General features: G+C 64.6%; 8 protein-coding genes. 6 read left to right on the forward strand and 2 right to left on the reverse strand.

What is annotated here, in order from left to right; genetic code table 11:
- Positions 1-233 precede the first annotated feature (233 nt).
- Complete coding sequence (gene feoB, locus D0Y96_RS06980; RefSeq protein WP_117298593.1) at positions 234-2126, reverse strand: ferrous iron transport protein B; 1893 nt, start codon at positions 2124-2126, stop codon at positions 234-236.
- A complete protein-coding gene (locus D0Y96_RS06985) occupies positions 2123-2359 on the reverse strand; it encodes a FeoA family protein (protein WP_117298594.1) in 237 nt (78 codons plus the stop codon). The genes feoB and D0Y96_RS06985 overlap by 4 nt, the downstream gene beginning before the upstream one ends.
- Before the next feature lie 124 nt (positions 2360-2483).
- Here D0Y96_RS06985 and D0Y96_RS06990 point away from each other — a divergent pair, with 124 nt between their 5' ends.
- The 6 genes from D0Y96_RS06990 (at position 2484) to lptB (ending at position 15434) form a co-directional block, all read left to right on the forward strand.
- Positions 2484-2828: a hypothetical protein gene (locus D0Y96_RS06990; RefSeq protein ID WP_350448995.1), complete on the forward strand. Its 345-nt coding sequence runs from the start codon at positions 2484-2486 to the stop codon at positions 2826-2828.
- Between the two features lie 878 nt (positions 2829-3706).
- Entirely contained in the window at positions 3707-6160 is a 2454-nt protein-coding gene (locus D0Y96_RS06995) for an ABC transporter permease (RefSeq protein ID WP_117298596.1), read from the forward strand.
- Between the two features lie 217 nt (positions 6161-6377).
- Positions 6378-8804 (forward strand): ABC transporter permease, encoded by a 2427-nt coding sequence (locus tag D0Y96_RS07000; protein ID WP_252263530.1) that lies wholly within the window; start codon positions 6378-6380, stop codon positions 8802-8804.
- 72 nt (positions 8805-8876) lie between these two features.
- Positions 8877-11384 carry an ABC transporter permease gene (locus D0Y96_RS07005; protein ID WP_117298598.1) on the forward strand — a complete coding sequence of 836 codons (2508 nt, stop codon included), beginning with the start codon at positions 8877-8879 and terminating at the stop codon, positions 11382-11384.
- 555 nt (positions 11385-11939) lie between these two features.
- Positions 11940-14705, forward strand: a complete 2766-nt coding sequence (locus D0Y96_RS07010) for an LptA/OstA family protein (protein WP_117298599.1) — start codon at positions 11940-11942, stop codon at positions 14703-14705.
- Positions 14706-15434 carry an LPS export ABC transporter ATP-binding protein gene (lptB, locus tag D0Y96_RS07015; RefSeq protein ID WP_117298600.1) on the forward strand — a complete coding sequence of 243 codons (729 nt, stop codon included), beginning with the start codon at positions 14706-14708 and terminating at the stop codon, positions 15432-15434. It begins immediately after the preceding gene.
- Positions 15435-15690: the final 256 nt, after the last annotated feature.

The raw sequence follows: 15690 nt of genomic DNA on the forward strand, positions 1-15690 counted from the left end.
GGTAGCAGGATGAGTGAAATTTCATGCCAGCTTTGTTGCGGGCGTATGTCGCGGAGAATGAGGCATGTGCGGCGGTGGGCCGAGAGGCAGGGGTTGACAGGCCCGCCGGGGCTAAAGCCCCTTTTCTTTTGCCTCTTTCACCGGGCTAAAGCCCGGTGCTTCTACCGGGTCTCGCTGGCGCGAGACGAGAACTGCAGATCCCTCGACTTCGCTCGGGATGACAAGGGTGCGGATCAGTGGATGAAGTGAAGGATGATCTGGTTGGTGGCGAGGGCGGCGAGGTAGGCCAGGATGCCCATGTACGTGAACTGGAGGGCGGGCCACTTCCAGCTGTTGGTCTCGCGGCGCACGATGGCGAGGGTGGAGGTGCACTGCATGGCGAAGGCGAAGAAGACGACGAGCGCCATGGCTCCGCCGAGCGTGAGGTCGTGGCGGAGCGCGGCCTGGAGGCCGAGAGACTGGGTGGCGGGGTCGGCTCCGTAGAGCGTGCCGAGGGTGCCGACGATGACCTCGCGCGCGACGACGGAGGTGAGCAGGCCGATGCCGATCTTCCAGTTGAAGCCGAGGGGGCGGATGACGGGCTCGATCCACTGACCGACGCGGCCGATTACGCTCTCGGGCAGCGTGGAATGGAAGGGGACATGGCTAAGGAACCAGAGTCCGATCATGACGCAGAGGATGACGGTTCCGGCCTGTTTGGTGAAGACCCTGCCGCGGTCGTAGAGGCGCAGTCCGAGCGAGCGCAGAGTGGGCATGCGGTACTGGGGCAGCTCGAGGATGAAGGGCGCTGAGGACGCTTTGAGAATCGAGGACTTGAGCAGGCGCGCGGTGCCGAGGGCGGCGAGGAATCCGAGCAGGTAGAGGGAGACCATGACGAGCGCGCGGAGGCCGAGGAGATCGCCGATGACCGGCTTGTTCGGAATAAAGGCCGCGATCATGAGCATGTAGATGGGCAGGCGGGCGGAGCAGGTCATGAACGGCGTGACGAGGATAGTGGCGAAACGGTCGCGCTTGTTCTCGATGGTGCGCGTGGCCATGATGGCGGGGACGGCGCAGGCATAGGCGGAGAGCAGCGGGATGAAGGCCTTGCCGTTGAGCCCGATCGACCGCATCATGCGGTCGGCGATGAGCGCGGCGCGGGCGAGATAGCCGGAGTCTTCGAGCACGCCGATGAAGAGGAAGAGCAGAAGGATCTGGGGCAGGAAGACGAGCACGGAGGCGACCCCGCGCCATACGCCGTCGATGAGCAGCGACTCGACCCAGTTGTGGCCGATGAGGAGGCCGATGAGGTCGCCGGCGCGGTTCAGGATTGCGCCGAAGCCGTCGCTGAGCGGCTGGCCGATGGTGAAGACGACCTGGAAGACGGCGAAGACGACGGCGAGAAAAATGAGCGGGCCGGCGATGCGATGGAGCAGGAGACGGTCGAGGCGCTGGGTCCACTCGGAGGAGAGCGGCGCCTTGTATTTGGTGCGCGTGCTGATGCCGGTGGCCCACTGACGGTAGGAGCGGGCGTTGCCCATGACGGGCAGCTCGATGCGCGTGGAGACGGCGGCGACGGGCTCGGCTTTGCGGTTGAGGAAGTGGGTGATGGCGTCGAGGCCGGTGCCGCGCGAGGCGCTGATCTTTGCGACGGGCACGCCGAGCTCCTGCGCGAGGGCGAGGGTGTCGACTTCGCCGCCGCGGGCCTCCATGAGATCGCTCATGTTGAGCAGGACGAGCGTGGGCAGGCCGAGGCTGAGAACGGGCGCGGCAAGCATGAGCTGGCGGCGGAGGTGCAGCGAATCGAGGACGAGGAGCACGGCGTCGGGCGCGGGGGTTCCGGGCATCTGGCCGTGGAGGACATCGACGGCAACGCGGGCGTCTTCGGAGTAGGAATCGAGGCTGTAGATGCCGGGCAGGTCGATGAGGATGAGGTCGCTGCGGCCGATGCCGGCGAGCTTGCCGACATGCTGCTCGACGGTGACGCCGGGATAGTTGGCGACCTTCTGGCGGAGCCCGGTGAGGCGGTTGAAGAGGGTGGACTTGCCGGAGTTCGGTGGTCCGACCAGCGCTACGGTGCGAATCTTTCCGGGGACTCGCGGTTCCGCCCTGATCTCAATCGTTTCTGTGCCGCAGCAGTCGCTCATTTCTCATTCAGTTCCCGCACCCGGATGTATCGTGCTGTATCGCGGCGCAGAGCAATTTCGAATCCGTCAATGCCGAAGACGGTGGGATCGCCCGCAGGCGCCCGCCGCACTACGACTACGCGTGCCTCCGGAACAAAGCCCATGTGCATCAGGTGGTGCTGGATCTCGTTCGGCAGATCGATGTTTTCCACAATGCCGGTTCTGCCGATTGCCAGTTCGCTGAGAGTAGTCACCTGGTGCTCCGCGGACTTTTGTCATTCACCGTACATTTCCGGGGCTTTATTCCCGGTCCATTTTGGTCCGCTTTTTCATCATAGCGTAATTGCGACCAATTTACTCCTGGTTTGTCCGGGGACGGTGCTGACGGAAGAGATTCCCGCTCCGGAAGCGCTCGGCCGCACTACAATAGCGGGCATGAATGCCTCGGATTTTCGCCGGACTCTTGACCAGAACGAGCCTCCTGCGGGCCTGCCGCCGCTGGCGGAGGCGCTGTGGCGGGAGGCGCACGGGGAGTGGGATCGCGCGCACCAGATCGCCCAGGATGTTCCTGGCCGCGATGGCGCGTGGGTGCATGCGTATCTGCACCGCAAAGACGGCGACACGTCGAATGCCGGGTACTGGTATGGCCAGGCGGGCAGGCCGCTTCCGGAGATGACGTTCGACGAGGAGTGGGAGCAGATTGCGGCGGCGCTGCTGAGGTGATGGGGCTAAAGACCCTTTTTTCCCTTTATTCACCGGGCTAAAGCCCGGTGCTTCTACCGGGTCTCGCCGGCGCGAGACGGGATGTGTTCCGTGGCTATGTCGCACAGGGGCTAAAGCCCTTTGATTTTTGAGGATGGGTTCGGCACGGCTGAAGCCGTGCCCTGATACAAAGCGAAAAATGGAGCATCCAGCTTCCCACCTTAGCTTCCCGCCCCAACGAACGAACATCGTGTGCGCCGGGGACCCCGGTCGCGAAGGTGGGGCACCTGGATTCTGCGAATATGTGCCTCATGAGAAGCAAATGCAGATCCCTCGACTTCGCTCGGGATGACAAGGAGGAGGGTGTCGGGATGACTGAGTGGGAGATGGGATATCCGGAAAGACCGTCCCTTCGCGGCTGAAGCCGTGCCCTGATACAAAGCGAAAAATGGAATAGCTAGCCTCCCACCTTAGCTTCCCGCCCCAGCGAACGAACATCGTGTGCGCCGGGGACCCCGGTCGCGAAGGTGGGGCACCTGGATTCTGCGAATATGTGCCTCATGAGAAGCAAATGCAGATCCCTCGACTTCGCTCGGGATGACAAAGGGAGGGGTTTTCAGTCCCATGTCCGAAAAGCCGGACATGGGGCACCCTGGTAATTTCGTGTTTTGGCGGAGCCGGGCTGAAGCCCCTTTCCTTTTTTTGCCTTCATTCACCGGGCTAAAGCCCGGTGCTTCTACCGGGTCTCGCTGGCGGCGTTCGGGTGGCGTGTTCATTTCTGAACAGCGGCTTTCGGGCGTGGACAGTGCGCGGCAGTTCTTCATATTGATAAAGGGCTGATTCAGGGCGGGTTATCTTCGGGCCGGCGGTGGTACGGCGCATGCACGAAGGACAACTGTATGCTGACCGATATCCGTTACGCGCTGCGCCGTCTGAAGAAGTCTCCGGGGTTCACGCTGGTGGTGGTGCTGACGCTGGCGGTGGGGATCGGAGCCACGACGGCGATCTTTTCGCTGGTGTATGACGTGCTGCTGCGGCCGCTGCCGTATGCGCATCCCGAACAACTGACGGTGATGGAAGAGCAGGTGGCGGAGATGCGGGACAGCTATCCCACGCTGCCGATGAATGCGAACCACTTCGTCTTCTGGCAGGAGCACAGTCACAGCTTTCAGTCGATGGCGCTGATGCGGCAGGACACGCTTCCGCTGGGCGGCGGGGAGCATCCGCTGCAGATGAGCGTGCTGCGCTCGACGCCGGGGATCTTCGCGGTGCTGGCGGCAGCTCCGCAGATGGGGCGGGTGTTTACCGTTCAGGAAGACCAGCCGGGGCATGAGCACGTGGCGGTGCTGATGGACGGGCTGTGGCGCGGGCAGTTCCACGCGGACCCGGCGATCCTGGGAAAGACGATTACGCTCAACGGCTATCCGTATACGGTGATCGGGGTGATGGCGCCGTCGTTTCACCTGCCCAGCCTGCTGAGCACCGCGGCGGCGATGATGGCGACACCGGAGCCGGCGGAGGCGATTGTACCGATTGCGCTGACCAAAGAACGGCTCGAGGAGCCGATGTCGGACTTCGACTACTTCGGGCTGGGGCGGCTGAAGCCGGGCGTCTCAGCGGCGCAGGCCAATGCCGAGATCAATGCGATGGACCACACGATTGCGGCGGGGGTTCCTGCGGATGAAAAGGCGACGCTCTATGCGGTGCTGACCCCTTTTCAGAAAGATCTGGTGGGAGATAATCGCAGGCCGCTGCTGATTCTGCTGGCCGCGGTGGCGGGGCTGCTGCTGGTGGGCTGCATCAACATCACGAATCTGCTGCTGGCGCGTGCGGTGAGCCGGCGGCAGGAGATGGCGATTGCGTCGGCGCTGGGCGCGAGCCGCGGCGATATGCTGCGCGCGGCGATGCGGGAGTCGACGGCGCTGGCGGTGGGGGGCGGAGCGCTGGGCGTGCTGCTGGCGGCGATGACGGTGCCGATGATGCAGCACTTTCTGCCTCCGACGCTCGACTTTCGCGGCGCGCTGCGCCTGGACTGGGCGGGAGCGGGGTGCGCGGTGCTGCTGGTGATGCTGGCCACACTGCTGGCGGGGGCTGCTCCTACCTGGCTGAGCTGGCGGATGGCGCCGCAGGAGGTGCTGCACAGCGAATCGCGGCTGGCGAGCGAGCCGCGCAGCAGCAGGCGGCTGCGCAGAGTGCTGGTGTCGGCCGAGGTGGCGGTGAGCGTGGCGCTGGTGCTGGTGACGGGGCTGCTGACGGCGAGCCTGTTCCGGCTGATGCATATCGACCGCGGCTTCGAGACGAGCCACACGCTGACGGCGACGATCGATCTGCCGTCGATGGGCTATCAGAAAGATGAAGACCGCGCGGCCTTTTATCAGAAGGCCCTCGAGCGGCTGAGACGTCTGCCCGGAGTGCAGTATGCGGCGGTGACGAGCGTGCTGCCGCTGGGCGGCGACGGGTGGGGCGACATGGTGCGCCTGCCAGGCGACACGCGGCCGATATCGCAGATACCAGTGGAGCACTTTCGCTGGATCAGTCCGGGATATTTCGAGGCGCTGCACCTGCCGCTGATCGCAGGGCGCGCACTCAGTGCCGATGATGCGGGGAAGAATGTTGCTATCGTCTCGGAGCAGACGGCGCGAACGCTGTGGCCGGGAAAGAATGCCGTGGGCCAGCAGTTCCGGAGAGGCGATATCACCGAGCCGGGCAACAAGCCTCTGACGGTGATTGGCGTTGCGGCGGATGCGCGAACGATTTCGCTGGCGAGCGCGGACCCGATGATGGTGTATGTGCCGTACTGGTATCGCACCGATATGGGGGGCGGGCTGGTGATCCACACCAGCCAGGACCCGGCGGCGATGGCCGACTCGATCCGGCGAGCGATCTGGAGCGTCGATGCGTCGGTTCCGGTTCCGACGGTGCGCACGCTGGACGGCATCGTTGCCGATTCGGTGGCGGCGCGGCGCTTCGAGATGGATCTGCTGATGCTGTTTGCGGTAAGCGCGCTGCTGCTGGCGGGACTGGGCGTGTATGGCGTCGTGACCTATTCCGTGATGCAGCGGCGGCGGGAGATCGGTCTGCGGCTGGCGCTGGGCGCGCAGCATGCGGATATTTATGGCATGGTGCTGCGCGACGGCATGATGCCGGTGCTGATGGGCGCGGCGGCAGGCATTGCCATCGCATTTGTCTCTGCTCGCCTGGTGAGCAGCCTGCTCTTCGAGGTGAGCCCGTACAACCCGGCGGTTACGACGGGAGCGATCTGCATTCTGGCGGCAACGGGGTGCGTGGCGTGTCTGCTGCCGGCGCGGCGCGCAGCCAGCGTGGAGCCGATGGAGGCGCTGCGGACGGAATGAGATGCGTGGGGGCTTCTTCCCACCTTAGCCGCCAACAACGGGCGGCGAAGATGGGGCACCCGCTTCGCAAAGGTGGAACACCCGGTTCGCGAAGGTGGGCACCCGGCGATGACAAAGTTTGAGAGTGTACATTCCCACGTCCGAACAGACGGACGCGGGGCACCCGGCAGCCGGAGCCTTCAACAAAAATACGTAACAGAGAATGTGACACATTATGATGGCTGACTTTAAATTCGCATTCCGGCAGCTGCGCCGCTCGCCCGCGTTCGCTGTGACCGCAGTACTGACGCTGGCTCTGGGCATTGGAGCGAATACGGCGATCTTCTCGCTGGTCGACTCGATTCTGCTGCGTCCTCTTCCCTTTGCGCAGCAGGACAGGCTGATCCGCATCACGGGTGACGAGCTGAGCTATTTTCCGAAGGGCTGGATTCGCGCTCTGGGCGAGCACGCGACGGCGCTCGAATCCCTGAGCGGCTTCGGCGCCGATACGGAGTTCAACATTGCGCAGGCCGACACCTCGGACCGCGTGTTCGGCGCGCAGATGATGGTGAACGGCTTCGATACGCTGGGCATTCATCCTGCGATCGGACGGTTCTTCACGGCGGACGATGCGGTAACCGGGCACGATCAGGAAGTGGTGCTGAGCTACGGATACTGGCGGCAGCACTTTGCGGCGAGTCCTGCTGCGGTTGGAACAACGCTGCGCATCGACGGCGTGCCGCGGCGGATTATCGGCGTGATGCCGGCGGGCGTTCACTTTCCGTATGCCGATACGCAGTTTGTGATTCCGGTGGCGTTTAAGGGCGGCGATGCGATCGATCCCTGGAACAACTTCAGCCTGCTGGCCTTTGGGCGTCTGAAGAATGGCGCGACGCCGCTTCAGGCGCAGGCGGAGATGCGCCGGCTGCACAATGTGCTGCTGCCGCTGTTTCCGTGGAGGATGCCCGATCTGTGGGCGGGCGATATGACGGTGGTGCCGCTGCTGGAAGCGGAGGTGGGCGCGACGCGGCCGCGGCTGCTGCTGCTGTTTGGAGCGGTGGGGCTGATTCTGCTGATTGCCTGCGCCAACGTGGCCAACCTGATGCTGGCGCGCGCGGCGGGACGCGAGCGCGAGATGGCGATTCGCGGAGCGCTGGGCGCTTCCGGATGGCGGCTGATGCGGCAGCTGCTTGCGGAGAGCGTGCTGCTCGCCGTGCTGGCCGGAGCGGCCGGAGTGATCGTCGCCGCTGCTGGCCTGCGCGCGCTGGTGAGTCTGCTGCCTGCCGATACGCCGCGCCTTGCGGGGCTGGGGCTGCACTGGCCCGTCTTTTTGTTTGCCGCCGCCGTTTCCGTGCTGACGGGGCTGTTGTTCGGGCTGATTCCGGCGCTGCGCATGGCCTCGCCGAACCTGCAGGGGACGCTGCGCTCGGGCAGCCGCAGTGTGGCGGGACATGCATCGCAGTTTCGCACGTCGATGCTGCTGGTGGTGGGACAGATCGGTCTGTCGGTTGTGGTGATTACGGCGGCGGGGCTGATGCTGCACAGCCTGTACAGGCTTTCGCAGGTCGATCCCGGCTTTCGCGCGGACCGCATTGTGACGGCCGAGGTTTCGCTCGATGCGGGCGCGTGCAAAGAGAAGGGACGGTGCCAGGAGTTTTTCGCAACGCTGACCGATGCGCTGCGCGGGATTCCGGGAACGGGGAGCGCCTCGCTGGCGAATGCGCTGCCGATGAGCGGGCCTTCGGGGAGCTATGTGTACGACGCGGAGGGACATCCGCGCGATCCGCACGAGGGAGCGGCGCTGGCGACCGGACGCGTGGTGACGCCGAGCTACTTCGACACGCTGGGAATGCATTTGCTGGAGGGGCGGCTGTTTTCAGAGCAGGATGCATCGGGCGCGAGCCGCGCGGTGATCATCAATCAGCACATGGCGGCGCGGCTGTGGCCGCAGCAGAACCCGATCGGCAAACACATTATCGAAGTCGCCGATGAGAAGGTTCCGGCGGTCTGGAGCGTGAACGATGCGCCGGTGATTGTGGGCGTGGCGGCGAATACGCACGAAGACAGCCTGGCGGGGCGGTTCGGCGATGAGGTGTGGCTGCCGCTGACTCCGGCGACGGAGGCTCCGGTGATGTATGTGCTGCTGCGGACGCGGCTGACGACGCCGGAGGCGGCGGCGGCGATTCGCAGAGCGGTTGCGGGGATCGATCCGTTTGCGCCGGTGACGCGGGTGCGCACGCTGAACGAGGTGATCTCGGCATCGGTCTCGGCGCCGCGGTCGCTGACGATTCTGCTGCTGTGCTTCGGATCGCTGGCGGTGCTGATCGGGCTGATCGGCGTCTACAGCCTGATTGCGTACATTGTGAGCTGGCGGACGCGCGAGATCGGGATACGGCTGGCGCTGGGCGCGCGGCGCTGGCAGATTGTGAAGGCCATCATGCGGCAGAGCGTGCTGCTGGCACTGACCGGCTCGGTGGTGGGACTGGCGGCGGCGGCCGCAGCCACGCGGCTGCTCGAGCGATTTCTTTACGGAGTGAGCGCGCTCGATCCGGTGACGTACTGCCTGGTTCCGGTGCTGATGCTGGCGCTGGCCATGCTGGCGGCGTGGATTCCGGCGCGACGGGCGGCGGCGGTGGACCCGGTGGACGCGCTGCGCAGCGAATAGACGCAGGAAGAAAGCGGCTCGACCGAAGACATTGAGCCGCGCACTGAATATGTAACGGAGAAGGCGACAAATATGCTTACCGACATCCGATATGCCCTGCGCCAGCTGAGAAAGTCGCCGGCATTCATGCTTACAGCGATTCTGACGCTCGCGCTCGGCATCGGCGCGAATACGGCGATCTTTTCGCTGCTCGACCAGGCGCTGCTGCGCTCTCTTCCGGTACGCGATCCAAAGCAGCTTGTGCTGCTCGAAGCCACTCCTTACGACGCGTGGAACGGTGGCACGACGACGAACGGAGGCGATAACACCGCCTATTTTTCTTATCCGATGTATAAAGACCTGCGCGACCGCAATCAGGCGTTCGACGGGCTCATCGCCATGTTTCAGACGCAGGTCGGCGTCGAGTGGCAGAAGCACTCCGCGCTGAACAATGCGGAGCTGGTGAGCGGCAATTACTTCGATGTTCTGGGCGTGCGTCCCGCGGTGGGCCGGTTGCTTGTGCAGGCGGACGACGTGGTGAAGAACGGAAGCCCGGTCGTCGTGCTGGGCTTCGATTACTGGAAGAACCACATGGGGGCCGACCCGCACGCCGTGGGTCAGACACTCGACATCAACGGCCATCCCTTTCAGATTATCGGCGTCTCGGCTCCGGGTTTTGCGAGCGCCATCTGGGGCTCGCCGGCGGATCTCTTCATCCCGATGACGATGAAGCCTGTGGTAACGCCGACCTGGGACGATCTGGATCTGCACAACTCGCGCTGGCTGAATATTCTCGGGCGGCTCAAACCGGGCGAGAGCCGCGCTCAGGCGCAGGCGGCGATGGCTCCGCTGTGGCATGCGCTGCGGGCTGCGGAGATTCCTGTCATGGAGAACACCTCGCCGCGCTTCTTCGATCGTTTTGTCACGCACAGTCAACTGGAGGTGCACGACGGCACAAAGGGATTCTCGTATTCCCGCAACAGCCTTCGCACGCCTCTGCTGGTGATGATGGGGATGGTCGCGCTCGTCATCCTGATGGCCTCGGTCAACGTCGCGAGCCTTGTGCTGGTGCGTGCCGCCGGACGCACGCGCGAGTTTTCGATGCGCTATGCGCTGGGCGCAAACCGCGCGCAGATCGTTCGCCAGCTTGTCATCGAAGGGCTGCTGCTGGGGGTCACGGGCGGAGTTGCGGGCTTCGCGCTTGCTCCCGCTGTGGTGCGGGTGCTGGCCAGCCGCATTACGAACGGCAGCGGCCAGCCGCCGTTTTCGACCGGCATCGATCTGCAGGTGCTGGCCTTCAACTTCGCCATCGCCCTCTGCGTGAGTCTGCTGTTCGCTCTTGCTCCGGCGCTGCAGCTCCGGAAGCCCGATCTCGCCGGCCAGATGAAGCAGCAGGGCGCGGGAAGCGTCGGCGGCCATCTCGGCTTCCGCCGCCTCACGGTCGGCCTGCAGATCGGGCTGAGCCTTCTGCTGCTGGTCGCCTCCGGCCTGTTTGTCCGCACGCTGCGGAACCTGCGCAGCGTGAATGTCGGCTTCGCCACCGATCATCTCATCACCTTCGGTATCGAGCCGAACCTTGCCGGATACTCCGAGAACTCCGTCGGACCGCTGCACAGGCGCATTCTGCAGACCCTCGCCGTCCTGCCCGGAGTGGTCAGCGTTGGCGCAACCACCGATCCCGAGCTTGCCGACGACGGCAACGGCGGCAATATCAGCATTCAGGGCTATGAGCGTCACAACGACGAATCGATGAACGCCGAGCAGCCCATCGTGACCGCGCAGTACCTCTCCACGCTCAGGGTTCCGCTGCTGGCTGGACGCTACTTTACGGAAGCCGACGACATGACTCATCCGGCGGTGGCCATTGTCAACGAAACGCTGGCGAAGCGCTTTTTCGGCACGCCTGAAAAGGCCATCGGCCACATGGCCTACACCGGCCCCAGCGGCAAACAGAAAGACGAGATACAGATTGTCGGCGTGGTGCGCGACTACCTTCACCGCAATATGCGCGACACGGTGAAGATGACGCTGTATCACTCAGCCGCGCAGGACAAAACTCCTGGCGGGATGAACTACTACGTCCGCACGTGGGGCGCGCCGCAGGCGGCGATGGGGGCGATCCGGCATGCGATCGCCGGTATCGACTCGAAGCTGGTGATCGACAGCCTCACCACCATGGACGGGCAGATCGATCTGGACCTGAGCAACGAGCGCATGATCGCGATGCTGGCTGTCAGCTTCGGCGTGCTGGCCACACTGCTGGCCGCGATCGGCCTCTACGGCGTGCTGGCGTACGCAACGGCCCAGCGCACGCGCGAGATCGGCGTGCGCATGGCGCTCGGCGCGGATCGCCGCGGGGTGGTCGTTCTGGTTCTGCGCGATGTTCTCACGCTGGCGGGCATCAGCCTGATCGCCGCGATTCCGGTGGCGCTGCTCGTGACGCGCACTCTGAAGAGCCAGCTCTTCGGTGTTTCGACGGCCGACCCCACGATCTATATTTGCGGAGCACTGCTGGTGTCGGTGGTCGCGGTTCTTTCCGCAGCGCTGCCGGCGCGTCGGGCCGCGAGCATCGAGCCGAGCGTCGCGCTGCGCAGCGAATAAACAGAGACGCGTTTACGTCCCGTCAAAACGGCTCCGTGGCAGCCGGGGCTCCCCTGATCCTCTTACGGCACGGCTGACGCCGCGCCCTGATATATGCCTGGGAAGCTGGTGAGGGCTTCCCACCTTAGCCGCCAGCAACGGGCGGCGAAGATGGGGCACTCTGGGTGATTTCGTGTTTTGACGGAGCCGGGGCTGAAGCCCCTCTTCTTTTGATGGTTTTGTCACCGGGCTAAAGATCACCCCAGCGAACTCTGTTCGCCGGGGACCCCGATTGCCCGGTGCTTCTACCGGGTCTCGCTAACGCGAGACGAGAAGCAAATGCAGATCCCTCGGCTGCGCTCGGGATGACAAGGGAGGGATTTGGGATGACAAAGGGAAAGAGTTTTCATTTCCATGTTCGAACAGATGGACATGGGGCATCCGGTACCCGGCGGTCCTGAGATTTTTCCCCTGTCCTCCGTTCATAACCTCGCGGCGCCGTGATCTTTGCGGCGCCGTTTTTCGTCTCTGTGAGTGAGCGCGATCGCGCGCCGCGGATGAGATGATGAAAACTGTATGCGGATAACCATTGCCGGCCTGCGCCGCTGGATCGTCGCTCTGGCCTGCCTGCTGATCGCGGTGCTGCTCGGCTTCTTTTTATGGTCCCGCTACCGCTTCCGCCATATCGACAAGGATCTGCCGGCGCGTCTCGGCATCGACGTGCAGCAGACGGCGAACGAATTCACCTACTCGCAGTCGAGCCAGGGGCATACGCTTTACACCATTCACGCCTCGAAGCTGATCCAGTACAAGGCGGGGCACGCGCAGCTTCACAATGTGGTGATTACGCTTTACGGGCCGCCGGGCTCGGGACGCCAGGACCGCATTTCGGGCGAGAGCTTTGCCTATGACCAGAATGCCGGGCTGGTGAGCGCGGACGGCGAGGTGAACATCGACCTCTCGGGGCCGGTGGCAGCGCCTGCCGGGGCTTCGGTTGCAGGTACGGCGTCGGGTTCGGCTGCGACGGCGGCGCAGGCCGGGAATACAGCGACTGCAGCCGGTACATCTTCTGCGCAGACGGGCGGGTCTTCGGTCGCGGCTGAGGAGGCGCAGCCGGGCGGAAGCACGATCCACATTCGCACCACGGGTCTTATCTTCAGCCAGAAGACGGGAGACGCGAGCACGGCGCAGGCGGTGGAGTTTCAGTTTCCGCGGGCGGCGGGCTCGTCGGTGGGAGCGAGCTACAACTCGAAGGACGGCATTCTGGTTCTCGACAACCAGGTGAACCTGGTGAGCAGCAGCAACGGGCACTCGACCGTGGTGCATGCAAGCCATGCGACGCTGCTGCGGCAGACGGAGCAGGCGCTTCTGGTGGACGCGACGAGCGAGTACGAGAGCGAGCAGAGCTCGGCGGACCAGGCGGTGGTGTGGTTCCGGCATGACGGCTCGGCGCGGCAGATCGATTCGCAGGGGCATGTGCGGCTGGTGACGGACAGCGGCGACACGGTTACATCGCAGACGGCGCATGTGGTGCTGAACGAGAAGAGCCAGCCGCTTTCGGCGGAGCTGGCGGGCGGCGTGACGTTCGACTCCGGCAGCGGCGATGCGAAGCGCAACGCGTCGGGCAATATCGACCGCATGCATGGCGTGGCGCGCGAGGGGACGCTGACCTTCGGGGCCAATTCCCTGCTGCAGCATGCGCAGATGCGCGAGGCGGTCGACTTTACCGACAGCCAGTTCACGGTCAAAGACAGGACGAAGCCGGCAGCGACGCGGCGGCTGCAGGCCGCGAAGGTAGATATTGCGTTTGCTCCCGCGCCGGGCGGCAGGAAGAGTCTGGCGCAGACGGCGCTGGCAACGGGCGAGCCGGTGGCGACGCTGCTGCAGGCTTCGGCGAAGGGTGCGCCGCAGACGACCACGATTCGCGGCGACAGCCTGCTGGCCACGCTTGCGGACGGCAATACGCTTCGTCTGCTGGACGGCACGGGACACACGCGGATTGTGAGCGAGGCTTCCGATGGATCGGTGAACACCAGCACGGGCGACACGCTGCATGTGACGTTCGTGCCCGCTGCGCCGCGTTCTGCCATGGCACAGCATCCCGCCGTGGCACAGCATTCTGCCGCGCGCGTGGATGGCGGCGCTGACCTTGCCGAGGCGAAGAGGGACGAGGGCAACAGCCGGGGAAATCATGCTTCGGGCGGCCGCCATGCGGCTCCGGCGCAGATTGAGACGGCGGTGCAGGACGGCCATGTGGTGATGACGCAGACGCCGGCGAAGAAGCCGGGCGCGGCGGCGGCGCCAGCGACGCTGACGGCCTGGGCGGATCACGCCGAGTATCTGGAAAGCAGCCAGGTGCTGCACCTGACGGGCAGCCCACGCATCTATGACGGCCAGTCGCTGCAGCTTGCGGCGCGGACGATCGACTATCACCGCGACTCGGGCGATATGGCGGCGAAGGGCGAGATCAGGGCGACGTATGTGCAGCCGCCGCAGAACGGGAGCTCGGACAGCCATGCTTCGGGCAGCGGCAGGACGGGTGCGGCGGAGAGCGCAGCGGCAAACGGGGCTGGAAACGGATTTGCTGCGCCTTCGGTCTTTGGAGGAGGCAGCAGCGCGCCGGTGCATGTGCTGGCGGATCGCGCCGATCTGCGGCGCAGCTCGGGCACTGGATTTTTCTACGGAACGGCGCTTGCGCCTGCGCGCATGTGGCAGCAGGATAACTCGGTATGGGCTCCGGTGATCGAGCTGCACCGCGCCGATGGGGTGCTGAAGGCGTACGGGCAGGATACGGGCCCGGCGGCGGTGGTGAACACGAACTTTACCTCAGAGATGGGGGCGAAGCATCAGCCGAGCGTGATACGGATTCACAGCGTGACGCTGGTGTATTCGGACAAGGCGCGGCAGGGAGACTTCGACGGCTCGGTGGTGGCCGACGATGCGGACGGCACGGTCCGCGCCGATCATGCGGTGGTGTATCTGAAACCGGCTCCGAAGCCTTCAGCCGGGAAGACGGAGCATGCAGCGGTGGATCACGCTGCATCGGATCATGCGGCCGGAGGGATGGCGGGGCGAGAGAGCCAGGTCGACCGCATGATTGCGACCGGCCATGTGCTGCTGACGCAGACGGGGCGGAAGGGCGAGGGGACGCGGCTGGTGTACACGGCGGCGGACGGACGGTATGTGCTGACGGGAGGGCCGCAGGCGCTGCCGTATCTCGTCGACCAGGTACACGGAAAGACGACCGGGAATGCATTGATTTTCAATAGTCAGGATGATAGCGTCGAAGTGAGCGGGGGGAGCTTTGGAGCGGTGACGGATACCCGTACTCCGAAGAAGTAGATGCGCAGGCTGTCGACCGACGAGATCGGGAAATCATACAAAGGCCGCCAGGTGGTTCGCGGCGTCAGCGTACAGGTGACGCAGGGCGAAGTCGTCGGATTGCTGGGCCCGAACGGCGCAGGAAAAACCACGAGCTTCTACATGATTGTCGGGCTCATTCAGCCCGATGGGGGACGCATCCTCGCCGATGAGGAAGACATTACCCGCGTTCCGATGTACCTGCGGGCCCGCCAGTACGGCATCAGCTATCTGCCGCAGGAGCCTTCGGTCTTCCGGCGGCTGACGGTCGAGGAGAATATTCTTGCCGTGCTGGAGGTACAGCCGATCTCGCAGGAGATGCGGCGGGCGCGCACGGAAAAGCTGATCGATCAGCTGAACCTCGGACACATCCGGCGCACGCTCGGCTATGCGCTCTCAGGCGGCGAGCGGCGGCGCGTGGAGATTGCGCGGTGCCTGTGCATTCAGCCGGCGTTCATCCTGCTGGACGAGCCGTTTTCGGGGATCGATCCGATCGCGGTGCTGGATCTGCAGGAGATCATCTACGACCTGAAGGCGAGCGGCATCGGCGTGCTGATCACGGATCACAACGTGCGGGAGACGCTCTCGGTGACCGATCGCGCGTACATCATCAATGAAGGACGGATCTTTCGGCACGGCACGCCGGAGGAACTGGGCAACGATCCTGAAGTGCGGCGCGTGTACCTGGGCGAAGGGTTCTCGCTCTCGTAAATTTTCCCGTAGCGCGGAGCGGTTCCGGGAGATCGGCATCCCGACCGTGTTTGAGTGGGCGGGGCTGAAGCCCCTCTTTTCTCACATCTTTATTCCCCCGGCTGAAGCCGGGGGCTTCTACCGGGTCTCGCTGACGCGAGACGGGAACAGCAGATCCCTCGGCTTCGCTCGGGATGACAGGGAGCACCCTTCCCCTGGGGGATTTTATGGGCGGCTAAATGGGTATAGCCTTCCCCACCTTAGCCGCCAACGGCGG

This window comes from Paracidobacterium acidisoli (assembly GCF_003428625.2).
Classification (GTDB): Bacteria; Acidobacteriota; Terriglobia; order Terriglobales; family Acidobacteriaceae; genus Paracidobacterium; species Paracidobacterium acidisoli.

Excerpts from the sequence above, each read along its gene's own strand:
- lptB (WP_117298600.1), top strand. The coding sequence starts at position 14,706 with ATGCGCAGGCTGTCGACCGACGAGATCGGGAAATCATACAAAGGCCGC.
- D0Y96_RS06995 (WP_117298596.1), top strand. The coding sequence starts at position 3,707 with ATGCTGACCGATATCCGTTACGCGCTGCGCCGTCTGAAGAAGTCTCCG.
- D0Y96_RS07010 (WP_117298599.1), top strand. The coding sequence starts at position 11,940 with ATGCGGATAACCATTGCCGGCCTGCGCCGCTGGATCGTCGCTCTGGCC.
- D0Y96_RS07005 (WP_117298598.1), top strand. The coding sequence starts at position 8,877 with ATGCTTACCGACATCCGATATGCCCTGCGCCAGCTGAGAAAGTCGCCG.
- D0Y96_RS07000 (WP_252263530.1), top strand. The coding sequence starts at position 6,378 with ATGGCTGACTTTAAATTCGCATTCCGGCAGCTGCGCCGCTCGCCCGCG.
- feoB (WP_117298593.1), bottom strand. The coding sequence starts at position 2,126 with ATGAGCGACTGCTGCGGCACAGAAACGATTGAGATCAGGGCGGAACCG.